Source organism: Micromonospora sp. Llam0, assembly GCF_003751085.1.
GTDB lineage: Bacteria > Actinomycetota > Actinomycetes > Mycobacteriales > Micromonosporaceae > Micromonospora_E.
Genome location: NZ_RJJY01000001.1, coordinates 1,209,943 through 1,232,118, shown reverse-complemented (window position 1 = coordinate 1,232,118; position 22,176 = coordinate 1,209,943). Strand labels below are relative to the sequence as shown.

18 protein-coding genes and 2 pseudogenes are annotated in these 22,176 nt (G+C 71.2%); 11 read left to right on the top strand and 9 right to left on the bottom strand.

All coding sequences use genetic code 11. From position 1 onward, the window contains the following. Nucleotides 1-190 precede the first annotated feature (190 nt). Nucleotides 191-3,148, top strand: coding sequence for an AAA family ATPase (locus tag EDC02_RS42520; RefSeq protein ID WP_123601020.1), 2,958 nt, complete (start codon nt 191-193; stop codon nt 3,146-3,148). A 342-nt stretch (nt 3,149-3,490) separates the two neighbouring features. After that, nucleotides 3,491-8,104 (top strand): S8 family serine peptidase, encoded by a 4,614-nt coding sequence (locus EDC02_RS05550; RefSeq protein ID WP_123601019.1) that lies wholly within the window; start codon nt 3,491-3,493, stop codon nt 8,102-8,104. Between the two features lie 100 nt (nt 8,105-8,204). On the opposite strand, the gene EDC02_RS05545 is transcribed toward EDC02_RS05550, so the two are convergent. Then, nucleotides 8,205-9,530: a hypothetical protein gene (locus tag EDC02_RS05545; protein WP_199757517.1), complete on the bottom strand. Its 1,326-nt coding sequence runs from the start codon at nt 9,528-9,530 to the stop codon at nt 8,205-8,207. A gap of 42 nt (nt 9,531-9,572) precedes the next feature. Further along, a complete protein-coding gene (locus EDC02_RS05540; RefSeq protein WP_123601018.1) occupies nt 9,573-10,670 on the bottom strand; it encodes a cellulose binding domain-containing protein in 1,098 nt (365 codons plus the stop codon). A 241-nt stretch (nt 10,671-10,911) separates the two neighbouring features. Between EDC02_RS05540 and EDC02_RS05535 the strand changes: the two genes are divergently transcribed. The 3 genes from EDC02_RS05535 to EDC02_RS05525 are packed head-to-tail and all read left to right on the top strand — an operon-like array spanning nt 10,912 to nt 12,922. Then, nucleotides 10,912-11,667, top strand: coding sequence for a tetratricopeptide repeat protein (locus tag EDC02_RS05535; protein WP_158632061.1), 756 nt, complete (start codon nt 10,912-10,914; stop codon nt 11,665-11,667). Then, nucleotides 11,592-12,284 (top strand): hypothetical protein, encoded by a 693-nt coding sequence (locus EDC02_RS05530; RefSeq protein WP_123601016.1) that lies wholly within the window; start codon nt 11,592-11,594, stop codon nt 12,282-12,284. The genes EDC02_RS05535 and EDC02_RS05530 overlap by 76 nt, the downstream gene beginning before the upstream one ends. Next, nucleotides 12,281-12,922 carry a hypothetical protein gene (locus EDC02_RS05525; protein ID WP_123601015.1) on the top strand — a complete coding sequence of 214 codons (642 nt, stop codon included), beginning with the start codon at nt 12,281-12,283 and terminating at the stop codon, nt 12,920-12,922. The genes EDC02_RS05530 and EDC02_RS05525 overlap by 4 nt, the downstream gene beginning before the upstream one ends. Nucleotides 12,923-12,940: 18 nt before the next feature. Here EDC02_RS05525 and EDC02_RS05520 read toward each other — a convergent pair whose 3' ends face one another. The 4 genes and pseudogenes from EDC02_RS05520 to EDC02_RS05505 all read right to left on the bottom strand — a co-directional run bounded on the left by EDC02_RS05520 (nt 12,941) and on the right by EDC02_RS05505 (nt 14,992). Further along, the gene (locus EDC02_RS05520; RefSeq protein WP_123601014.1) at nt 12,941-13,195 is read right to left on the bottom strand and encodes a Txe/YoeB family addiction module toxin; all 255 of its coding nucleotides are present in this window, start codon (nt 13,193-13,195) and stop codon (nt 12,941-12,943) included. Further along, complete coding sequence (locus EDC02_RS05515) at nt 13,192-13,467, bottom strand: type II toxin-antitoxin system Phd/YefM family antitoxin (RefSeq protein ID WP_123604528.1); 276 nt, start codon at nt 13,465-13,467, stop codon at nt 13,192-13,194. Before EDC02_RS05515 ends, EDC02_RS05520 begins: the two co-directional genes overlap by 4 nt. Before the next feature lie 49 nt (nt 13,468-13,516). Next, nucleotides 13,517-13,846 (bottom strand): annotated as a pseudogene (locus EDC02_RS40730) (phosphotransferase family protein); the annotation flags it as partial. Nucleotides 13,847-14,506: 660 nt separating this feature from the next. Next, a complete protein-coding gene (locus EDC02_RS05505) occupies nt 14,507-14,992 on the bottom strand; it encodes a hypothetical protein (RefSeq protein ID WP_148083334.1) in 486 nt (161 codons plus the stop codon). A 339-nt stretch (nt 14,993-15,331) separates the two neighbouring features. On the opposite strand from EDC02_RS05505, the gene EDC02_RS05500 reads away from it, so the two are divergent. Further along, nucleotides 15,332-16,300, top strand: a complete 969-nt coding sequence (locus EDC02_RS05500) for an aldo/keto reductase (RefSeq protein WP_123601012.1) — start codon at nt 15,332-15,334, stop codon at nt 16,298-16,300. Here the strand turns inward: EDC02_RS05500 and EDC02_RS05495 are convergent. Both EDC02_RS05495 and EDC02_RS05490 read right to left on the bottom strand, forming a co-directional pair. Further along, nucleotides 16,285-16,824: an RNA 2'-phosphotransferase gene (locus tag EDC02_RS05495; protein WP_123604527.1), complete on the bottom strand. Its 540-nt coding sequence runs from the start codon at nt 16,822-16,824 to the stop codon at nt 16,285-16,287. The two genes, EDC02_RS05500 and EDC02_RS05495, sit on opposite strands and share 16 nt — an antisense overlap. Nucleotides 16,825-17,045: 221 nt before the next feature. Continuing rightward, nucleotides 17,046-18,278, bottom strand: a complete 1,233-nt coding sequence (locus EDC02_RS05490; RefSeq protein ID WP_123604526.1) for an RNA-guided endonuclease TnpB family protein — start codon at nt 18,276-18,278, stop codon at nt 17,046-17,048. 25 nt (nt 18,279-18,303) lie between these two features. Between EDC02_RS05490 and tnpA the strand changes: the two are divergent. The 5 genes and pseudogenes from tnpA to EDC02_RS05465 all read left to right on the top strand — a co-directional run. After that, nucleotides 18,304-18,714, top strand: a pseudogene (tnpA, locus tag EDC02_RS05485) (IS200/IS605 family transposase); the annotation flags it as partial. 146 nt (nt 18,715-18,860) lie between these two features. Then, the gene (locus EDC02_RS05480; RefSeq protein ID WP_123601011.1) at nt 18,861-19,283 is read left to right on the top strand and encodes a hypothetical protein; all 423 of its coding nucleotides are present in this window, start codon (nt 18,861-18,863) and stop codon (nt 19,281-19,283) included. 115 nt (nt 19,284-19,398) lie between these two features. Continuing rightward, nucleotides 19,399-19,800, top strand: coding sequence for an MmcQ/YjbR family DNA-binding protein (locus EDC02_RS05475; protein ID WP_123601010.1), 402 nt, complete (start codon nt 19,399-19,401; stop codon nt 19,798-19,800). Between the two features lie 156 nt (nt 19,801-19,956). After that, the gene (locus EDC02_RS05470) at nt 19,957-20,721 is read left to right on the top strand and encodes a helix-turn-helix transcriptional regulator (RefSeq protein ID WP_158632060.1); all 765 of its coding nucleotides are present in this window, start codon (nt 19,957-19,959) and stop codon (nt 20,719-20,721) included. Next, nucleotides 20,712-20,912 (top strand): DUF397 domain-containing protein, encoded by a 201-nt coding sequence (locus tag EDC02_RS05465; protein ID WP_123601008.1) that lies wholly within the window; start codon nt 20,712-20,714, stop codon nt 20,910-20,912. The genes EDC02_RS05470 and EDC02_RS05465 overlap by 10 nt, the downstream gene beginning before the upstream one ends. Here EDC02_RS05465 and EDC02_RS05460 read toward each other — a convergent pair. Next, nucleotides 20,881-22,140: a 2,4-dienoyl-CoA reductase gene (locus EDC02_RS05460; protein WP_123601007.1), complete on the bottom strand. Its 1,260-nt coding sequence runs from the start codon at nt 22,138-22,140 to the stop codon at nt 20,881-20,883. The genes EDC02_RS05465 and EDC02_RS05460 overlap by 32 nt on opposite strands. Nucleotides 22,141-22,176: the final 36 nt, after the last annotated feature.

The window sequence follows — 22,176 nt, the reverse complement described above, 5'->3', positions numbered from 1 at the left end:
TGGATTCACGTAGTGGTCGACCCGGACGTCGGGCGAATTCTGAATCCGCCTCGACAATAGTCGGACGGCGACCATGGTCGCCACGGTCGGCACGGTCCGGATCACGACAAGGACTGGATGCGCGGGCACCCGGCCGAGGCGGCATCGACGGCCCGCCGGTGGCATCCGACGTGCGGGATACGCTCCGACGATGCGGGTGAGCGGGCACGCTGCGGCGGCGGGCACAGCGGTGCCGATCGCCGCACCACGGCTGGTGGGACGGTCCGGTGAGCTGGCGGCGCTGGCCACGGCGCTCGCCCGCCCCCCGGCGGTGGTCCTGCTGGAGGGTGAGGCGGGGATCGGCAAGAGCCGCCTGGTCCGGGAGACGTCGACCACTGGGGCCGGTCCACGCCCCGGCACTCTGCTGGCGGTCTGCCCACCGCTACGCGAATCGCTCACCCTCGCGCCCATCGTGGACGCGCTGCGCGATGTCCGGCCACGGCTGACCGGGGTACGGCTGAGCGCGTTGGCCGGGGCACTGCGCCCACTCGTGCCGGAATGGTCGGCCGAGCTGCCGCCGCCACTGGACCCGGTGGACGACGCCACCGCAGCCCGGCACCGGCTGTTCCGGGCGTTGGACGAGCTGATCCGCGCGCTCGACGTCGACCTGCTCGTCGTCGAGGACGCGCACTGGGCCGACGAGGTCACCCAGGAGTTCCTGGTGTTCCTCGCCGCCCGACCGGCACCCGGCGGGCCGAGCCTGCTGGTCACCTACCGCCCCGAGGAGGTCGACGACCGGTCGCTGCTGCTGCGGCTGTCCCGGCCGGCGTCCGGCGGCGGCGCCCGGCTGCGGATCACCCTGGCGCCGCTGGACGTCGCCGACACGGCGGCGATGGTCTCGTCGATGCTGGACGGCAATCCGATGTCGACCGAGTTCGCCGCCTTTCTGCACCAGCGCACCAGCGGCGTGCCGCTGATGGTCGAGGAGTCGGTACGCCTGCTGTGTGACCGGTCCGACGTGGTGTTCCGGGACGGACGCTGGGTGCGGTTGAGCCTGAGCGAACTGCAGGTGCCGGCGTCGGTGCGGGACTCGACCCGGGAACGGGTCGGCCGGCTGACCCCGGCCGCCCAGCGGGTGCTGCGTGCCGCCGCCGTCCTCGGCGAACCCGCCGACGAGGCCACCCTGGCGGCCACCGCCGGCCTGCTGACCCGGGCCTGCCGGGCCGGGCTGACCGAGGCGGCCACCGCCGGTCTGCTGGACAGCGACGAGCGTGACCACCCCGGCGGCGGTCGGTGGCGGTTCCGGCACGCGCTCGCCGCCACCGCCGTCTACGAGGCTATCGTGCACCCCGATCGGCGTACGCTGCATCTGCGGGCCGGACAGGCGGTCGAGGGTATGGGTCCGCCGCCGGTCGCTCAGCTGGCCCGGCACTTCCGCGAGGCAGGCGACGTGGCGCGCTGGGCCCGGTACGCCGAGGCCGCCGCCGATCGGATGATCGCCTCCGGCGACCACACCACCGCCGCGGTCACCCTCGACGAGCTGCTGACCGTCGCGGAGCTGGCGGCACCGGACCGGGCCCGGATCGCCCGCACCGCCGCCGTCGCCGCGCTCGGCCGGCGCGAGCCGGTCGACGACGTCTACCACCGGGTGGTCGCCACCCTGCGTGCCGTGCTGGAGTCGACCGAGCTGACCGCGCGGCAGCAGGCCGACATCCGCAACCCGCTGGGCCGGCTGCTGATCATCGGCGGCGAGGCGCAGGCCGCGCTCACCGAACTCGGCCGGGCGGTGGAGTACCTGGCCGACCCGGTGGAGGCGGCCCGCGCGATGACCTACCTCGGCTGGGCGTACGCCGGCCCGTGGCCGGCCGCCACCCATCTGCGGTGGCTGCGCCGGGCCGCCGAACTCATCCCGCGGATCCCGTCCGCCGCCGACCGGATGTCGCTGGCCGGCAACCGGGCGGCGGCGCTGCTGATGCTCGGCGAGCCGCAGGCCTGGGAGGTGGTGGCCGGGCTGCCGACCGACGGCGCGTCGGCGGCCGAACGGCGCGACATCGCCCGGATCCACGCCAACGTCGGCACCGGGGCGCTGATCTGGGGCCGGTACGCCGAAGCCGGCCGGCACTTGGCGGTGGCGCTGACTCTCGCCGACGCCGAGGGTCTGGTCCGGCTGCGCTACAACATCCTGGTGGAACAGGCCAACCTGGACTGGTTCACCGGCCGGTGGGACGGCCTGGCCGACCGCGCCGCCCAACTGGCCGAGGCGGACCGGGACCGGCCAGGCGTCTACCTGGCGAGTCTGCGACTGGCCGGGCGCCTGGCCGCGGCCACCGGCCAGCCGCGCCCGGCCGAGCAGCAGTTCCAGGTGGTGCTGGACGAGGCGGCGCGGCAGGGCGCGGTCGACGACACGGTCGAGCCGGCCGCCATGCTGGCCCGGCTGTGGCTCGACGACGGGCAGGCCGACCGGGCGCTGCGGGTCACCGACGGTCCGATCGGCGCGGTCGCCGCCAAACGGGTCTGGGTGTGGGCCACCGAGATCGCCCCGGCGCGGGTCGCGGCGCTGCTCGCCGCCGGGCGGCCGGACGAGGCGGCCGGACTGGTGCGTCGCTTCGCCAGCGGATTACGCGACCGGGCCGCGCCGGGCCCGGCGGCCGCGCTGGCGGTGTGCCGGGCCGCGCTGGCCGACGCCGCCGGTGACCACGACCGGGCAGCGGCCGGCTTCGACCGGGCCGCCCGGGCATGGGCGGCGCTGCCCCGCCCGTACGACGCGCTGCTCGCCCGGGAACGGCAGGCGCTGGCGTTGCTGGCCGCTGGGCGGGCCGAGCCGGGACGGGCACTGCTGGTCGAGGTGTACGACGGGCTGGCCGGCCTCGGCGCGCGCGGTGCCGCCGACCGGGTTGCGCGGCGGCTACGCGAACACGGCGGGGAGGTGCCGCGCCGGTGGCGGGGCGGCCGCAAAGGGTACGGCGACCGGCTGTCCCCGCGCGAGCTGGACGTGGTCCGCTTGGTGGTGGCCGGGCACACCAACCGGGAGATCGGCCGGATCCTCGCCAAGTCGTCGGCCACGGTGGATCAGCAGCTGCGGTCGGCGATGCGCAAGCTGCGGGTGTCCAGCCGTACCGCGCTGGCGGTCGCCGCCGTGGAGGCCGGTGTCCTCACGGCCGACGGCTGAAACGGCCCGGCAACCCGGTCGAAACCGGATCGGGCACATCGACCGCGACCGGTCGATTCTTTGACGTATCTGCTGGATAGCTAACGATCCGCCGGCTCAGCAGCATGACTTGCATGCACGAGCCACCAGTGCGGTCCACGGATGACCCCGGACCCGAATCCGACCCCGAACCCGATCGACCCGTACCCGACGGGCCCGAGGCGGGCGCGGACGCGGCAGCACCCGACGGTGGCACCGGTACCTGCGCGACCTGCAGCGCGGAACGCCGTGACCCGTACCAACCCCTGTGAGGGGCACGGCGTGCCCACCCGCGTGGCCGATCCCACGGAAGGAACCCCCCCAATGAGACCCATCGCACGAGCGTTGTCGCTGGTGCTGCTGGCCGGTGTGGCGTTGGCCGCGCCGAACCCGGCGGCGGCGGCACCCCGGCCCGGCCCCGATCCGGGCGGTGACCCGGCGCGCGGCGTCGCCGACAAGATCCAGCCCGAGTTGGAGCGGTCGCTGCAGTCCGACGGCAGCACCGACCTGTGGATCCGGTTCGCCGAGCGGGCCGACCTGGCGCAGGCGCGGCAGATCGACGACTGGACGGCGCGCGGCGCGGCGGTCGCCGAGGCGCTGCGGACCACCGCCGCGACCAGCCAGACCAGCGTCCGGCACCTGCTCGACACCGAGGGCGTGACCTACCAGGCGTTCTGGGCCAGCAACGCGATCTACGTACGGGACGGCTCGTCGATGCTGGCCCAGGAGCTGGCGGCCCGGCCCGACGTCGAAGGCCTCTACCAGCCGGTCGAGTACCAGCTGATCGAGCCGACCCCGGACGAGCCGGCCCGCGACGACGCCGACGGTGACAGCGGAAGCGAAACCCAGGCCGAGGACGTCGAGTGGGGCATCGCCAACATCAACGCCGACGACGTGTGGGAGCAGTTCGGCACCAAGGGCGCCGGCATCACCGTCGCCAACCTGGACACCGGTGTCCAGTTCGACCACCCGGCGCTGGTCGCCCAGTACCGGGGCAACCTGGGCGACGGCACGTTCGACCACAACTACAACTGGTTCGACGCCGACAGCCGGTGCAGCGCGGCCCCGTGTGACCGGGGCTCGCACGGCACCCACACGATGGGCACGATGGTCGGCGACGGCGGCACCGGCAACCGGATCGGCGTCGCGCCCGAGGCGAACTGGATCGCGGCGAACGGCTGCTGCCCGAGCGACGCGGCGCTGGTCGCCTCCGGCCAGTGGCTGCTGGAGCCGACCGACCTCAACGGGCAGAACCCTGACGCCGGCAAACGGCCACACGTCATCAACAACTCGTGGGGCAGCCGGCAGCCGTCGGTGGATCCGTTCATGGAGGACGTGATGCTGGCCTGGGACGCCGCCGGCATCCTCGGCATCTGGTCCAACGGCAACAGCGGTGAGCTGGGCTGCCAGTCGGGCGGCTCACCGGGCACCCGGACGATCAACTACTCGGTCGGCGCGTACGACGTCGACAACGAGATCGCCTACTTCTCCGGCCGTGGGCCGGGCCAGGACGGCGAGTTCAAGCCGAACATCTCCGCGCCGGGGGTCGCGGTGCGTTCGTCCGGACCGGGCGACAGCTACTACAGCGAGAACGGGACCTCGATGGCCGCCCCGCACGTCGCCGGCACGGTGGCGCTGCTGTGGTCGGCCGCGCCGTCGCTGATCGGCGACACCGACGCGACGAAGCGGCTGCTGGACCAGACCGCGATCGACACCGCCGACCCGCAGTGCGGCGGCACCGGCGCGGACAACAACGTGTACGGCGAGGGCCGTCTCGACGCGCTGGCGCTGCTGGAGGCGGCACCGGTCGGTGACACCGGCACCCTGTCCGGGGTGGTCACCGACGCGGACACCGGTGCGCCGGTCGAGGGCGCGACGGTGACCATCGGCGGCGAGACGGTCCGGGAGCGGGTCACCGCGGCGGACGGCTCCTACTCGGCCCGGTTGACCGTCGGGACCTACCCGGTGACCGTCACCGCGTTCGGCTACGCCGAGCAGAGCACCGAGGTGACCATCCCCCTGGGCGGGACGACCGTCGAGGACGTCGCGCTGACCGCGCTGCCGACGATGACGCTCAGCGGCCTGGTCCGGGACGGCTCCGGGCACGGCTGGCCGCTGTACGCCAAGGTCAGCGTGGCCGGCACCGAGGTCAGCACGTTCACCAACCCGTTCAACGGCCGGTACCGGCTGGTGCTGCCGACCCACGCGACGTACACCCTGGTGGTGGAGCCGCAGTACGACGGTTACGGCACCGTCGAGCAGCCGGTGCAGGTGCACGGCGGCAACCGGACCATGGACGTGGCCGCGCCGGTGCAGCGGTGCGCGTCCGCACCCGGCTACGCCTTCTCCGCCGGGATCGGGATCCTCGGCGACGAAGCCGGAAAGATCGGCACCTTCCTCGACGACCAGGGCGTCCCGACCACCGAGGTCGGCTGGGACACCGACGTGTCCGGCTACGACGCGATCATCGTCAACCGGCCGAGCAACCCCGGCGAGGAGACGTTCCTGCGGTTCCTGGCCGACACCGACGCGGCCGGCGTGGGTGTGCTGTTCCTGGACACCTGGTCCAACGTGGGTGGTAACGGCATCTACATGCTCAGCCAGTACACCGGTAACCCGGGGGCCCGCAGCAGCGGCATCGTCTACGACACCGAGGGCGACCTGTCGTACCAGGTGATGCAGGAACACCCGGTGGTGGAAGGGTTCCCGCTCGGCGGACGGATCGCCTTCGACGAGACGGACAACTACTCCAAGTACTACGGTTTCTTCGACGCTTACGGCGGCGAGGGTCGGATGGTGGTCGCCAACGCCGTCACTTCGGAGGTCGGCACCGTCGGGGTCGGCATCGGGGTGCAGCAGCGGACGAACAACCGGCACGTGCTGCTGTCGATGCACGCGGCCAGCTACAACACCGGCCCGCAGACCTGGCACGACGACAGCGCCCGGGTCTTCAGCAACGCGGTGGACTGGATCGCCGAGACCGAGTTCGAGTGTGTCAAGGTCGAAGGCGGGCTGGCCGTCGGCTTCGTCCGGGACGCCAACACCGGCGCCGGGCTGGCCGACGCCGAGGTGACGCCGGTGGACGGCTCCGTCGGCACCCGTACCGTCGCCACGCCGCAGGACCCGGACCTGGACGACGGCTTCTACGCCCTGTTCTCCCCCGCCGGCCGGCACCGGATCACCGCCTCGGTGAACCAGTACGCGGAGCTGACCCGGTGGGCCGAGATCACCGAGGACTGGACCACCCGGCACAACTACAACCTGGCCGCCGGGCAGCTGACCGTCACCGGTACGCCGGTCGAGGCGACCGTGCCGCTCGGCGGAGCCACGACCGCCGAGGTCACCGTCACCAACACCGGCGGCGCGCCGGCCGAGGTGGAGCTGAGCGAACGGGCCGGTGAGTTCGAGATCCAGCGCGCCGACGGTTCACGGGCCGCGTCGCGTCAGATCGCGGCGGCCGCCGGGGCACCGACCCGCCGGATTCCGCTGGACGCGCCGATCGAGCAGCTCGCCGGTGCTGTGCCGGCGGCGGCGACGTTCGGGCCGGGTGCCGCGCCGGCGGCGACCCCTGCGGCCGAGCCGTGGCTCAGTCTTCCGGGGCTGCCCCGGACGGTGATGGACAACAGCGCGGTGACCGTCGACGGCAAGCTGTACTCGTTCGGCGGATCCAGCGGATCGTCGTCGCTGGAGGAGGGGTACGTCTACGACCCGGCCACCCAGGCCTGGTCCCGGCTCGACGACATGCCGTACGGTGCCCGCAGCCAGGCCGCCGAAGGCGTCATCGACGGCAAGGTCTACCTGGTCAGCGGGTGGAGCACCCTGAACACCGACACGCTGATCTTCGACCCGGCCACCGGTGGGTGGAGCAAGGGCGCGGACGTGCCGGCCGCGTCGGCCGCCGCCGGATCGACGGTGCTCGACGGCCAGCTGTACGTGGTCGGCGGCTGCACCACGACCAGCTGCGCCCCGTACGGCGACCAGGTGTTCCGCTACGACCCCCGGGCCGACGCCTGGGCGACCGTCGCCAACTACCCGATGCCGATCGCCTGGCAGTCCTGTGGCGCGGTCAGCGGTCGGATCGTCTGCGCCGGCGGGCTGTCCGACAGCCAGCCGGTGACCGCCAGCTACTCCTACGATCCGGCCACCGACGCGTGGACCGAGCTCGCCGACATGCCGGTGAACCTGTGGGGCTCGGCTTACCAGGCCGCCGACAACCAGCTGCTGATCTCCGGTGGCGGCACCGGCACCCAGGCGATCACCAACGAGGGGTACGCCTACGACCCGGCGACCGACGCGTGGTCGCCCCTGCCGACGGCGAACAGCCCCGGCTTCCGGCCGGGTAGCGCCTGCGGGCTCTACCGGGTCGGCGGGTCGGCGATCTCCGGATTCCAACCGACCAACACAGTGGAGCTACTGCCCGGCTTCGACCAGTGCGGGTCGATGACGGACACCGAATGGTTGACGGTGGACCCGGGCACCGCCACGATCGCCCCCGGCGAGAGCCTCACAGTCACGCTGACCCTGACCGCCGAGGTGGCCCAGCCGGGCGCCTACACCACCGGTGTCACCGTCTTCGAGGACACGCCGTACGCGGTGGACACGGTGCCGGTGACGATGACCGTCACCCCGCCGGACACCTGGGGCAAGATCACCGGTACGGTCTCCGCCGTGGGCTGCGACGGCGACCTGACCCCGATCACCGGGGCGACGGTGCAACTGAGCACGTGGACGATGGAGCTGCCGTTGACCACCGACGCCGACGGCGGCTACGCCCACTGGCTCGACCACCGGCACAACCCGGTCACGATGATCGTGGCCAAGGACGGCTACATGCCGCAGACCCGCCAGACCCAGGTCACCGGCGGTGACGTACGGGTCGAGGACTGGGCACTGCGCCAGGTGTGCGGCCGATCGGCGGGTGCGCTGGAGACCAGCTGACCCGTGACCCGGCTCACCGGTAGATGACCCGTCGACGGTGAGCCGCCCCGAGCGTACGCCCCGAGGTGACCCCTCGGGGCGTACGCCATTGTCGGCCGGCTCACCGGCTCACCGGCTTTCCTGCTCGCGCTTTCCTGCTCGCGGCCCGGCGGCGGACCAGCGTGGGCAGCCACGGCAGCACCGCCACGACGGACAGCAGCGCCACGCTGGACAACAGCGCCAGCAGCGGCAGCCGCCACGTCCAGGAGACACTGGCCGGCGGCGGCTGGCCGGCGGCGGCGACCCACGGCCGCGCGGACTTCGACCAGGCGAGGAACGCGTCACCGATCGGTATCAGCCCGAACGCGTACCGCCGGGTGGTCGGGGTGTCGACCGGCAGGCCGGCGAAGTCGCCGTAGCCGGCCAGGGCGCCGGCCAACGCCGCGTCGCCGTGCACCTGGGCCGCGCCGAGGGTGACCACGGTGGCCGACAGGCTCACCCCCAGCGGCAGCGGCCCGGAGTCGACGTCGGCCGGGCCGCTGGTGCCGGCCCGGTACTCCAGCACCGCCGGGCCGAGCCGCAGTGGCGCGGCCACGAACCCGTCCCGGAAGGTCAGATACTGCTCGCGGGCGAACGCCGGATCGATCTCCGGCAGGAACCGGTGGATCAGGCTCTGTGAGGTGCCCCGGGCCACCTCGGCCGGTGCGCCGGTCACCGGGTCGACCCGGTGCGGCAGCAGACCGGTTGCCGGGTCGAGACGCTGCCGTACGCCGGCCAGCCAACGCGCCACCGTACCGTCGAAGCGGTCCGGCAACAGACTGTCGTGCAGCCGCAGCGACGCCACCGCCACCGTGGAGTCCACCGGCCAGGCCTGTCCGTGGTACGCCGGCAGGTACGGCGACCCGGTGGTGTCGAAGGCCGCGCCGAGGTCGGCCGCGGCCTCGGTGAACCGGGCCAGCTCGGCCGGGTCCCGACCGTCCGGTGGTTGCAGGCTCAGCACGCCGCCGCGCAGCCAGTTCGTCCAACCCTGGTAGAACACGCCGTACGCCGGGGTCAGGTCGGCGGGAAACGGTGCTCGGCCGGCTGGTGACTCCAGTCTGGTCAACGCCCAGCGGGCCTCGGCCAGGGCCTCGGTCCGATCGCCGACCGGAGCGCGCAGCCCGAGGTCGACCCAGGCCAGCCCGTACAGGGCGTGGCTGAAGAAGTAGCCCTCCGGGAAGAGTCGCTGTGCCTGTTCACCGGCCCCGTCGTCCAGCGCCGCCCGCAGGAAGGTCAACTGTCGCCGTACGCCCGGGGGTTCCGCCTCGGGTCCGGCGGTGGCCGGTGCGACCAGACGCACCGCGCCGACCACCGCCGCCGATCCGACCAGTACCGCGACCATCACCCGCAGGGCCCGGCCGACGCCCGAGGTGGACGACGGGCCGGACCGACGACGCTGCTCGATCATCCGCCCATCCTGTCAACCGTGCGGACGCGCCCGGACCCGGCCTCAGCTGAGCGTGCAGGCCGCCGACACCGCGGTGTCACCGTCGCCGGAGGCGAGGAACCCGAAGCTGGCCGAGCCGCCGGCCGGCAGGCTGCCGTTCCAGCTCACGTTGCCGGCGGTGACCGTCGCCCCGGTCTGCGTGACGGTGGCGTTCCACGCCTGGTTGACCTGCTGACCGCCGCCGAGGGTGAGCGTCGCGGTCCACGCCGACGTCGCCGCCGAGCCGGTGTTGCGGACACTCACCTCCCCTTGGAAGCCGCCGTTCCACTGGCTGACCACCCGGTAGGTGGCCGTGCAGTCCCCACCGGGCGGTGGCGTGGTCGGCGTGGCCGTCGGGGTCGGGGTGACCGGTGGAGTGGTCGGGGTGACCGTCGGCGTCGGGGTGGCGGTGCCGAGGAGTCGCGCGATCGCCGGCGCGAACCGGTCGGCCATCTTGCGGAACCCGGCGTCGTTGGGGTGTACGCCGTCGCCGGTGTCGGTCGCGGCGTCGAAGCCGGTCCACTGGTCCACCACGGCGATCGGTGACCGGGCGGTGGTCAGGCCGGTGGCCCAGGTGGCGATCCGGTTGTTGAGCGTCACCGTGTCGGCCGGGCAGGTCGTGCAGCCGTGGTGCGGGATGATCTGCGCGACCAGGAGCTTGATGTCCGGGTTGTTGGCCCGCATCTGCCCGACCAGTTTGGTGAACGCGGCCATGATGGTGTCCATCGACTGCCAGCCGCCCCACAGGTCGTTGGTCCCCAGGTGCATCACGACGATGTCCGGGGCCGCCGCGTTCAGCCACGGCGGCAGTTGGTTGTTGTCGGCGATGCCGACCGCCGAGAAGCCGCCGTGGCCCTCGTGGTCGGGGTCGTAGGAGAAGCCGTAGTTGCAGCTGCCGCCGTCGGAGGCGCTGCCGACGAAGTCGATGTCGGTGTGCCCGGCACGGCGCAACTGGTCCCAGACAAGGGCCCGCCAGCAGCCGGGGCCGGCGGTGATCGAGTCGCCGAGCGGCATGATCCGGACCGGGTCGGCGGCCGACGCCGCAGGCGCCGCCGTCACCGCCAGGCCCAGGGCCATGGCGAGGGCGGCGAACAGCGAGCACACGAGGGCTCTTCGTGGCATGGTCTGCGTTCCTTTCGAGGTCACACTGGACCTGCCGGCCGCCCGGGCGGTGACCGCAGGTGCTGTGGGAGGACCGTCGATGGGAGCGCATCCCCAGCTTTGTTTAGCTTCCCGACTAAGTCAAGCAACACGTCGCACCGGCTACCGTGGTCGCTACGACGGTCGCGAGTCCGACGACGCGGGCCGCCGCACCCCGGCTCCTGCGGCCTCGGGTCGCGCACCGGCTGGAAAGGACCGTCCGATGAACCATGGCAAACGGATCCGTGACCTCCTGGACAACGGTGACCGGTCGCACAACCGCAGCGATGTCGACGCCGCCATCCGCGCCTACCAGGAGGCGTGCGGGCTGGCTGAGGCCGCCGTCGAGCGGGATCCGGAGGACGCCGACGCCCACGAGCTGCTGGCCCGGATCCACTTGACGCTCGGCGACTGGCAGACCCAGCGCAACGACCTTCAGGCAGCGGTCAAGACGCTGAAGGCGGCCGAGTCGACCTGGGAGAAGGCCGGCGCGCTGCGGTACGCCCAGACACACGAGGGCCTGCTCCGGATCGTCCCCGACACGGGCATCAGCGGCCTGCCCGGGGCGGACGGCGGCCCGGAGTTCGAGCGGGCGATCGCCGACGTAGCGATCGCCCGGGCCCAGGCGCACGCCGGGCTCGGCAATCTGTTCTCCGCGCTCGCCGACGCCCAGCAGGCACTGTTCACGTACATCGTCCAGGCCGAAGCCGGTCACCTGGCGTCTGACTTCGACCAGGCGTTGATCGCCGTGGCGGCGGCGGAGGTGCAGATGCGCGCCGGCGGCGACCCGGAAATCATCGCCGCGCCGCCGGATACGCGGTGTACCAGTACGCGCAGGGGTTCGTCGCACTGGAGCCATGGGAACGCGACCAGGCGCGGATGGAACATTGGCACGACTTCACGATGGCGGCCGAAATCGCGAACGTCGCCCATCTCGCGCTCGGCCAGCATGATCGAGCCAAGGCCGTACGCCAACTGATCGAGCAGTTTGGCGCGGTCCGGCACGAGTGGCCCGGGGCGGACCTGATCCGCCAACTGCGCCAGCGGCCGACGTTGCCGGCGGTGCTGGCGAAGGTCGCGCCCGAGCTGAACGCCCGGCTGCCGGGGTTGGCCGGAGCCAGCATGCCCCTCGTGCCGGTGCTGCGGGTCCGGCTGGAAAGCGCGCCTGACGTGGCGACCGAGCTGGCCCAGCTAGCCGAGGCAGCGCTCGACTGGGGCGACATCCATTCCGGGATGCGGCTCGCCCTGGACGCGCACCTGCTGTTCGCCGCGACGTCGATGCTGGGCACCAACAAGATGCGTTACCAGTTCCACCGGTACGGCGCGACCTGGGCCCGGGTGCTGTACCGGGCCGGCCGGCAGTGGTTCGATGACGGTAACGGCTCGGATGCCGCAGACGCGTCGGGTTGGTTGACCGGCGTGGCCGACATCCTGTTCATGCACGCTGTCTACGACGTGGAGATCCGGTCGCTGATCGCCACCTGGCTGCGGTGGCAGCACGAGCTCTACACCAGCCTTGGCGACACCGAGTCGGTGGCGAACGTCGCCCGGGCCACGGCCACCCTGGCGACGTTCGACACCGGAGGATCGCCATGAACCTCGAACTGTTCCTGTCGCTGTTCCTTCTCAGCCCGCTCGTCCTCGGGATCTGGCTGAGCGTCCAGCGCACCCGCAGACTCTGGCGGAGCACGCGCGCCACGGCGGCCCTGGTCGCCTCGGTCAACGAGCGCGGCTGGAGCTACCAGCAGCATGACCGCGAGTTGCTGAGCCGGTTCGGCAGCTTCCCGATCCCGGCACCGACCACTTGCGACGCGATCAGCGGACGCCACCGGGGGCGGCCGTTCTGGTGTTTCGAGCTGCGGGAAGTCAACGACTGGGGCAACGTGCAGGCGTGCCTGCGGGTCTTCGCGGTGGCCGTGCGGGAGTCCGGCCCGACCGTACAGTTGACGAAGACCGGTCAGGAGAGCCATCGGTACGACCTGACCGACACGACCGAGTTCACGACCGGCAACTCGCACATCGACGCCTGGTTCCGGGTCACCACCGACGACGTCGCGTTCGCCCGTACGCTGCTCAACCCGCAGATCGGGCGTTGGCTGGTGGAGCATCCGGACCGCCCGGTCCGCCTCACCGGTGACGCGCTGGTGACCTGGCAGGAGCGCCGGCTCACCGCGCCGTCGATCGAGCCCGCCCTGGATCACCTGTGCGATCTGGCCGACCACCTCCCCGGCTGACGCCGGGACTGGAGGAGGTCAACGCTCGTAGTGGTACCGGCAGGCGACGATCTCGACGTCCTCCTTGGTGATCCGGTACACGAGTCGGTGTTCGCGATCGATCCGGCGGGACCAGAATCCGGACAGCTCGCCACGAAGGGGCTCCGGCTTGCCGATGCCCTCGTAACCGTTACGCATCACGTCGGCGATGAGGTCGTTGATGCGTTTGATCAACTTTCGATCCGTATGGCTGAGGTACTGGGCCCATGCTGTCGCGGTGAAAACCAGTCTCACGCAACGTCCCGTACGGCGGTTGGATCGACGAGCTGCTGTTCCTGCGCGTCGCCGTTTTCCAGCTCTGCAATCGATCGCCGCAGGGCTGCGGCGTTGCTCGGGTTACGGAGAAGGTACTCGGTCTCCTTCATCGACTCGTACTCGGCGAGCGGCACGATGACGACCGGCTCATGACCCGACCGGGTCACCACGACCTCCTCGGCGTCGTTGACGACGCTGTCGAGCTCGGCAGCCAGATTCTGCCTCAGCTGGGTGAAGTTCACCGTCCGCATGATCACCTCCGCACAGGTACAGAAAATTGTACCTGAAGCGGCGTTTTGCTCATGCCCGACGGTCGGGTCGGTCGCCCGTCGCGTCGGCGATCATGCGGTGGCCCTGGGCTTCGAACCGCTCGTCGCCCACCCGGTAGGCCCACGCGGCGGTGCCGATCGCCTCCCGGACCTGGGTGCGGTGCCATGCGTCGGCCGTACGCGGGTCGGGGCCGTAGCCGTCGAGGAACGCCGTTTCGAGGGCCGGCGACCGGCGGAAGTCGTTGACGGCAAGCCGGGCGAAGTCGGTGTACGCGGGCCGCAGCGCCGCGCGGCCGAAGTCGATGACGCTGACCACGCCACCGTCGACGAGCCAGTTGCGCGGATGCCAGTCGCCGTGGGTGGGGCACCAGGGTCACCGACGGCGTCGGCCAGCTGGCGATCTCGGCGCGCAACCGCCGTACCGTGTCGTCGTCGATCCGGTGCGGGCCGGCGAGCCAGGACAGCGACTTGGCGTTCTCCCTCCGCTCGTGGTCGACGTCGGTGACGGCGGACTGGGCGTGCAGCATCGCCAGTAGTTCGCCGGCCTGCCGGTGGATGTCCGGGTCGTCGGCGTGCCCGCTGCCGAGCGCCAGCTCACCCGGCAGGAACCGGGTGACCAGCAATTTCGCCTCGGCGCTGCCGTACACCAACGTCGGGGCGCGGCCGATCCTGGTCCACGGGCGCAGCCAGTGCCGGTGGGCATGCAACTCGCGGGCGAGGTGATGGTCACCATCGCCGCCGGCCTTGACGATGAACCGCGATCCGGCACACGTCACCTCCAGGACGGTGGTCGCCACCAGGCCCCAGCTGTGGTCCCGCTCGACGCTCACGCCGGGCAGCCAGCGGTCCAACAACGACCGCTGCTGCCCGGTGAGCGTGCCGAGCGCCGGATCCACAGCCCCGGATCCTACGGGCGGGCGCGCAAACCTACGGGCAGGCGGCCACGTCGACGGCGCAGGGCTGACGACTGTCCGAGTGCGTTGCGCGTGTGTCACACCCGAGCCTGCCGAATACCGGCTTGTCAGTTCGTGCAGAGCGCGCTGACCGTGACGTTGTAGACGTGCCAGGATCCGTCCGGCGCGGTGAACACATTGCTGGCATTCGTCGCCCAGTTCGCACAGGCCACCCCGACGGCGAGAATGTCGGCGCGGGCAGCCTGGGCCCCGTTCTGGATTGCGCTGGTCGAGGTGGCACCGCTGCCTTGCCGGGTCGCCGAACGGGCAACGGTGTACGACGGCGGCGGCGGGGCCGGTACACAGTAGCCGGTGGCTGTCGCCTCGTAGACGTACGCCGAGCCGTCGGGCGCGGTGTAGAGGTGTCGCGGCGCGGAGACCGTGACATTGCTGCAGGTCTCGCCGAGGTTAGCGGCGAGCGAGGTGAGCGCCGCGCGGGCGTTGTTCGCCGCGTTCTGCTGGCCGGCGGCCGGGCTCGGCCCCCATCCGGTGGATGTCGCCGACCGCCACGTGGCAGCCTGCGCCGCTGTCGCCGGGACCAGGAAGAGCCCCATGGTGACAGCCAGAGCGACAACCGCCAGCCGGCGGAGAGACCGATTGATCAGTCCACCCATTCGCCTGTCGAAACCGTTCACGTGTTTGTCCCTTTCCGACCGTTATTCATTGCTTCAGGTCGATGCCTTCGACGCCATCTCCGTGATACTAGTCAATATCTTGGAAATCTCGAACAGACGAAGATGACTCGCCTTGATCAGAACCTCCCGGCAACCTGACCGACGGCTGGCACACTGATCACCCATAGATGACCGGGCCTGTCCACGGTTGACTTCGAGTGTGCTCGAAGTGGGAAGCTTCGGCCGTACCTGAGATCGCGGCGGAAGGAACGTACGGCGATGGAGAAGCGTAGCCTCGGCAGCATCGGACCGGTCAGCGTCCTCACCCTCGGCGGGGGTGGGCTGGGCCAGGTGTGGGGCGTCACCGACCGGGACGAGGCGGTGGCGACCGTACGGGAGGGGGTCGATGCCGGTATCGACCTGCTCGACGTCGCACCCGGCTACGGCGACGGCGAGGCGGAGCGGGTGGTCGGCGCGGCGTTCGACGGCAGTCTGCCGGCCGGCGTACGGGTCGTCACCAAGTGCGGGCTGGGCAACCCGGCCGCCGGTGACGTCGCGGCCCTGCTGGAGAAGTCCCTCGACGACAGCCTGCAGCGGATGCGACTGTCGTTCGTCGACGCGCTACTGCTGCACAATCCGATCGTGGCACAGGCCGCCCCGGGCACCACCGGGGTCACCTCCGCCGATCTGTTCACCGAAGCCGTCCGGCCGGCGTTCGAGGACCTGGTCCGGCGCGGCCGGATCGGCGCCTGGGGGATCACCGCCGTCGAGGAGCCGGACGTGATCATCCGGGTGCTCGGCGATCAGCCGTCCCCTGCGGTCGCCCAGTGTGTGACGAACCTGCTGGACTCCCCCGGCGATCTGCTGATGCCCGGCAGCGGGGGCTCCCGGCCACGCGACATCCTGACGGCCGCCGGCCGGCACGGCGTCGGAGTGATGGGCATCCGGGCGGTCGCGGCCGGCGCGTTCACCGACGCCGTCGACCGGGACCTGCCGCCGGAGCATCCGACCATGGTCGACTTCCGGCGGGCCGCGCCGCTGCGCGAGCTGGCCGGCGAGCTGGGTGAGTCGGCCGCCTCGCTGGCCCACCGGTACACGCTGTCGATGCCTGGCGTCGACACCGTAGTCCTCGGCGTGAAGAACCGCACCGAGCTGCGGGAATGCCTCGCGGCGGCAGCCGCCGGCCCGCTTCCGGCCGACCTGATGGCGACCATCGAGGCCCGCGTCGGCGCTCAGATATCCAGGTAGCGGGGCGGCACCGCGTCGGTCAGCCACACCCCGTTGGCGCTGCGATAGAAGAGGTGACCATCGCGGGCCATCGCCGCCGAATCGACGGTGAGGACCGCGACGCCGCCGGCCCGTCGGGCACCGACCCGGCGGGCCGTGTCGGTGTCCGCCGACAGGTGCACGTGGTGCCGCCGGGCCCGGTGCAGCCCGGTGGCCCGGATCGAGTCGAGCGCGGCGGCGGTGGTGCCGTGGTAGAGCCGTTGCGGCGGAGCCAGCGCGACCAGCCCCAGGTCGATCGGGACCGAATGTCCTTGGTTCGCCCGGATCTGCTCGGTGCCGTCGGGGTCGCGGCGCAGCGCGAACCGTTGTTTGCCGTCCCGCTCGACGACGGTGTCCAACTCCAGCCTGGTGATCCGCAGCGCGGCGAGCAGGTCCGTCACCCGGACCCAGCCGGCCGGATCCAGTTCGAGCGCGAACCGGTCGGGCGCGTGGCGCAACGCCAGCGACATCCGTTTACTCATTCTGACCAACATCTTGTCGTTCACACCGGCATTGTCGCCGTACGGCGCACCCGCCCGCATCGGCGTTTGCTGCCACCCGACGCCCGTGTGCCACGATGTCCGGCTGCGGATGCTCACTGGCCCAGCGGCCCTACCATCGGTCGGCGACGTTGCCGGGCTGTCCCAGCCCTCGCTCTCCGTCGTCGATGGAGGTTGTGATGGGCAAGGGCAAGCGCAATCGGAAGGCCCTTGACATCCTCGCCGCCCTAAACGGCGGCGATTCCAGCCACGCCGCGCGTGTCACGCGCGGTGTTCTGGTGGGTTACCGTTTCACCGCGCGGTGCCGGGACGGGTCCCGGTCCTACCCGCGCTCCACGGTCGTTGAAGTCCGCCTGCCCGGCGGCCTTGATGTTGATCGCGGCGTTGACGTCCCGGTCGTGGTGACCGCCGCACGGACAGACCCACGACCGGACGTTCAGCGCCATCTTCTCGTTGATCCGGCCGCAGTCGGAGCACATCCGGGTGGACGGGAGCCACCGGTCCACCCGGGCGAACGTACGTCCGTATCTCGCCGACTTGTACTCCAGCATGCCGACGAACGATGACCATCCCGCGTCGTGCACGGACCTGGCAAGCCGGGTCCGGCCGAGACCGACGACACACAGGTCCTCGACGTACACCGCTTGATTCTCGCGGATGATCGTCGTGGACAGCTTGTGCTGCCAGTCCCGCCGGGTGTCGGCCACCCGGGCGTGCGCCCTGGCGACCTTCACGACGGCCTTCCCACGGCGGTTGCTGCCCCGCTGTTTGCGGGACAGGGCCTGTTGCAGCCGTTTCAGTTTGCGGGCCGCGCGGCGCAGGAACCTGGGTGCGGCGACCTTCGTGCCGTCGGACATGACCGCGAAGTGCGTCAGCCCGAGGTCGATCCCCACCTCGGCGTCGGTCGGCGGCAGCGGCTCGTCCTCGCTGGTCTGCACGACGAACGAGGCGAAGTACCGACCGGCGGCGTCCCGGATGACCGTCACGGACGACGGGTCCGACGGCAGTATCCGGGACCAGCGGACCGTGAGGTCGCCGATCCTCGGCAGCCGCAGACGGCCGTTGTCCAGGACCGTGAACCGGGAGTTGCGGGTGAAACGGATGGCCTGCCGGTTGTCCTTACGGGACCGGAACCTCGGCTGCGCGACCTTCGCACCCTTGCGTCTGCCGGTGATCGAGGCGAAGAAGTTGCGGTACGCGGTGTTCAGGTCCGCGAGGGCCTGCTGCAACACCACCGCCGACACCTCGCCCAGCCACGCCCGTTCCGGAGTCGTCTTGGCCCGCGTGATGACCCGCCTGGACAGCTCGGCGTCCGACACGTACGGCAGGCCCTGATCGTGGGCGGTCTGCCGGAGGCGCAGCCCGTCGTTGAACACCACCCGGGCGCATCCGAACGCCTTCGCCAGCTCGATCTGCTGGCCGGGTGTCGGATAGACCCGGAACTGGTACCGGAGCTGCACGAACCACACGATATCACGTTAGTCTATGGCAGAAGTTGAGGGTATCCGTAACGGTAGGCACTGCGTCTTCGCGACGCATGTTCATTTGGTTTTCGTGACGAGGTTCCGGCACACGGTGTTCGCCGACCGTCACCTGACCCGCATGGAGGCGATCATGCGGGACGTATGCACGGACTTCGAGGCCGAACTGGTCGAGTTCAACGGCGAGGGCAACCACGTCCACCTGCTGGTCGACCACCCACCCAAAGTCGCCGCGGCCCGCCTGGTCAACTCACTCAAGGGAGTCCCGTCGCGCCACCCCCGGCAGGAATTTCCCGACCTCGCACGCCACTACCACCGGGCCAACAAACTCTGGTCGGGCTCGTACTTCGCCGGCTCCGTCGCCGGCGCGCCACCAAGCATCGTGACGCAGCACATCGAGCAGCAGAACCGGCCAGGTCAGGGCACTGCTCGGGCCTGGCGGCCCGCCCAGCGCGGGCCTTCACCCCCGGGCCTGAAGGCCGGAGCACTGGCCCGCATTCCGGTAGCGCCACGAGGGCCGCTGACGCCCGTCGCGCCCGGCGGGAGATAGCCGCGCTCGCAGTGGCCTTGCTCGTGGTCGGGCTGGGGCTGTTCGGTGGTTCGCTTGCCTACCGTTGGCATTTCTCGGCCGAGGCGGACCGGTTGCGTGGTGTGGGTGTTCCGGTCACCGCGTACATCACCGACCGGGCCGGTGGCGGGCGCGGTACCGGAATCGACCGGATCGAGGTCCACTACCTGTACGACGGGGCGCAGTACGGCGCGTGGATTCCCTGTGCTGGTGTGACCGGGTGTCGCAGTACGCCGGAGCGGGAGATGCCGGTCCTGGTGGACCCCGCCGATCCGCAGAGGTTCCTGGCGGAGAACGGGCACACCGACGGCTCGTTGTCGTTCCTGATGTCCTGGACCACGATCCCGCTCGGCCTGGTCGCGGCAGTCGCCGGTGCCGGTCTGCTCATCCTCATCATCCGGGAGAAGACAAGCTGAAGTGACCCGCGTTGCCGCTCCGGGGGAGGAACCTACGTGGTACGTGATTCCGTCGGAGCCCGCCCGACCAGGTGACCGGGGCCGAAGTGTCAGCCGGGTGTGATTACCTACCGCTATGCCGCACCCGATCATGTTCGACGACGCCGACCCGCTGCTCGCCGAGGTACGCCGGCTCGCGCTGGCCTTCCCCGACGCCGCCGAGAAGATCTCGCACGGGCATCCGGCGTTCTACACCACGAAGGTGTTCGCCTACTACGGCGGCTCGGTGAAGGTCGACGGCGTCTACCAGCAGCATGATCACTCCGTACTGGTGCTGGTGGAACCGGACGAGCGGGCGGCGCTGCTGGCCGAGCCTCGCTGTTACGCGCCGGCGTACCTGGCAAGCTCCGGCTGGGTCGGGGTGGACCTGGCCGACGACACCGACTGGGCGGAGATCGGCGAGCTGCTCGACGCCAGCTTCCGGCGGACCGCCGGACCCCGTCGGGTGGCCCGGCTCGACGCCCAGCCGACCCGGTAGCAGCCGACCCGACAGCACCCGATATCGATCACACAAACTATCCGGAATTTATCCGATCTCCATCATGGACTCCGATCCGTCGTACTGATAGAGGTAGAGGTGGCATTCGACGCACCGCCCCACCATCAGCAGATCGGGGATCCGAAAATGCACGAGGTGCACCGCCTGATTCGCACCCTGCGCACCGAGCGCGGGCTTTCCCAGCAGCAGCTCGGCGCGTTGATCCAGCTCAGCGCGTCGTCGATCGGCAGTTACGAGAACGGCCGCCTGGTCCCGGTGCAGCAGAACGCGAAGATCCTCGACGATGTGCTGGGCAGCGGCGACCGCGTGCAGCGCGCTTCCGCAGAGGCGCGCGGAATGTCCTTCGCCGGTTTCCTGCGCCCGTGGGCCGAAATGGAGGAGCGGGCCACCCTGCTGCGATCGTTCGAGCTCGCGGTCGTCCCGGGCCTGTTGCAGACCCGGGAGTACGCCGAACGACTGCTGCGCGTCGGCCCGGTCGACGACGTGCCGACCCGGCTGGCGAACCGGCTCACCCGCCAGCAGGTGCTCACCCGCGCCGACGACCCGGCCGAGTTCATCGCCGTCCTCGACCGCAGCGTGCTGCACCGTCAGGTCGGCACGCCGGAGCAGATGGCCGAGCAGCTGCGCAGTCTCGCCGAGGCGGCGGCCCGCCCCAACGTCTGGGTGCACGTGGTGCCGGGCAACGCCGACGCCTACCACGGCCTCAACGGCTCGTTCGCGATGGCGACCGTGGACGATCACGTGTTCGGCTACGTCGATTCCCACTTCGGCGGTGACGTGATCAGCAACCCGGCCGACGTGCAGACATTGGAGCGGTCCTGGGAAGGTGTCCGCAGTTATGCTCTGCCTGTCGAGGAATCCCACGACATGATCCTGAAAGCGGTGCAGACATGGAGCTGAGCACCACCCCTCGCTGGCGCAAGTCGACCCGCAGCAACCCCGCTGGGGGCAACTGTGTCGAGGTCGCCGACAACCTCCCCGGCCGGGTCCACGTCCGCGACACCAAGGACCGCGACGGCGGCACCCTGACCTTCGCCCCCGCCGCCTGGTCCGCGTTCGTCACCCTGGCCAGGACCACGTCCGTACGCTGACCGGCTCCGCCAACCACCGGCGGTAGCGCCGCAGCGACCGGCGTCGCTGGAGCTGCTCCTGGATGAGGGAAACGACCGGGTCCGCTCGGCCGGGGTCGGCGGATCCTCGCCCGACCTGGCGGAGCCGGCAGTGCACGACGGCCTGGGTGGCCGCCGAGGCCAGGTGCTTGTTCTTCCAGCGCGGGCCCGGCACCGCGACCGCTGCTTCCTCGCCGCGCAGCCAGCGCCGCGGCAGCTCCGGGTCCACAGCGAGCGCCGTCGCCACTCCGACGACCGCCGTGCCCTGGGCGCGTACCCGCTCGGCGACGGCGCGGCGGCGGACGCCGCCGGTGAGCATCACCGGCACCGGGGCCTGCGGGATGATCGTCGCGGCGGCGTCCAGGAAGTACGCCTCGCGGGCGAGGGTGTGCCCGTCCGCCGGGTAGCCGTTGGTGGCCAGGCTCTCCACCGAGCCGCCGGAGAGTTCGACCAGGTCGACGCTAGTGTCGGCGAGCATGCCGACCACCTGTCTGGCGTCGTCCGGGTCGAAGCCGCCGCGCTGGAAGTCGGCGGTGTTGAGCTTGACCGCCACCGCCGCGCCGTCGGGCAGTCGACGCCGGACCTCGGTAACGACGTCTATCAGCAGCCGGGCCCGGTTGAGCAGTTCACCTCCCCAGCGGTCGGTCCGCCGGTTGGTCAGCGGGGAGAGGAACTGGCTGATCAGGTAGCCGTGGGCGGCGTGGATCTCCACCCCGTCGAATCCGGCCTCGACGGCTCGCTGCGCGGTCCGGGCGAACCGGTCGACGACCTCGTCGATCTGTTCCGGCGTCATCGCGGTGGGTTGGGCGAAGAAGCGGGACAGCCGCCCGATGCTGACCGGTATGTCCGACGCCGACCAGGCCAGCCCCGGCATGTCCGCGTAGACGACCCGACCGGGGTGGTTGATCTGCATCCAGGCGCGGGCACCGCCAGCGGTCGCCGCCGCCGCCCAGCGCCGGAACGGTTCCAGCGGGGTACGGTCCGCGAGCACGACGTCGGAGGGGTCGGCGAGGGCCCGCTCGTCGACCATGACGTGCCCGGTGATCAGCAGCCCCGCTCCGCCGGCACCCCAGCGCTGGTAGAGCGTGGCGAGCTCGGTGCCGGGCAGCTGACCGTCGACGGCCAGGAACTCCTCCATGGCGGCCTTGGCGATCCGGTTCGGCAGGACCTGCCCGCTGGGCAGTTCGAGCGGTTCGGCCAGTTGGGTCATGGTGCGGCTCCTCAGCTTTGACGATATACTTCGAGA

Bases quoted from the DNA above. Each gene is read 5' to 3' on its own strand.
- EDC02_RS42520 (WP_123601020.1), top strand. From the start codon at position 191: ATGCGGGTGAGCGGGCACGCTGCGGCGGCGGGCACAGCGGTGCCGATC.
- EDC02_RS05550 (WP_123601019.1), top strand. From the start codon at position 3,491: ATGAGACCCATCGCACGAGCGTTGTCGCTGGTGCTGCTGGCCGGTGTG.
- EDC02_RS05545 (WP_199757517.1), bottom strand. From the start codon at position 9,530: ATGATCGAGCAGCGTCGTCGGTCCGGCCCGTCGTCCACCTCGGGCGTC.
- EDC02_RS05540 (WP_123601018.1), bottom strand. From the start codon at position 10,670: ATGCCACGAAGAGCCCTCGTGTGCTCGCTGTTCGCCGCCCTCGCCATG.
- EDC02_RS05535 (WP_158632061.1), top strand. From the start codon at position 10,912: ATGAACCATGGCAAACGGATCCGTGACCTCCTGGACAACGGTGACCGG.
- EDC02_RS05530 (WP_123601016.1), top strand. From the start codon at position 11,592: ATGGCGGCCGAAATCGCGAACGTCGCCCATCTCGCGCTCGGCCAGCAT.
- EDC02_RS05525 (WP_123601015.1), top strand. From the start codon at position 12,281: ATGAACCTCGAACTGTTCCTGTCGCTGTTCCTTCTCAGCCCGCTCGTC.
- EDC02_RS05515 (WP_123604528.1), bottom strand. From the start codon at position 13,467: ATGCGGACGGTGAACTTCACCCAGCTGAGGCAGAATCTGGCTGCCGAG.
- EDC02_RS05505 (WP_148083334.1), bottom strand. From the start codon at position 14,992: ATGGGGCTCTTCCTGGTCCCGGCGACAGCGGCGCAGGCTGCCACGTGG.
- EDC02_RS05500 (WP_123601012.1), top strand. From the start codon at position 15,332: ATGGAGAAGCGTAGCCTCGGCAGCATCGGACCGGTCAGCGTCCTCACC.
- EDC02_RS05475 (WP_123601010.1), top strand. From the start codon at position 19,399: ATGCCGCACCCGATCATGTTCGACGACGCCGACCCGCTGCTCGCCGAG.
- EDC02_RS05465 (WP_123601008.1), top strand. From the start codon at position 20,712: ATGGAGCTGAGCACCACCCCTCGCTGGCGCAAGTCGACCCGCAGCAAC.
- EDC02_RS05460 (WP_123601007.1), bottom strand. From the start codon at position 22,140: ATGACCCAACTGGCCGAACCGCTCGAACTGCCCAGCGGGCAGGTCCTG.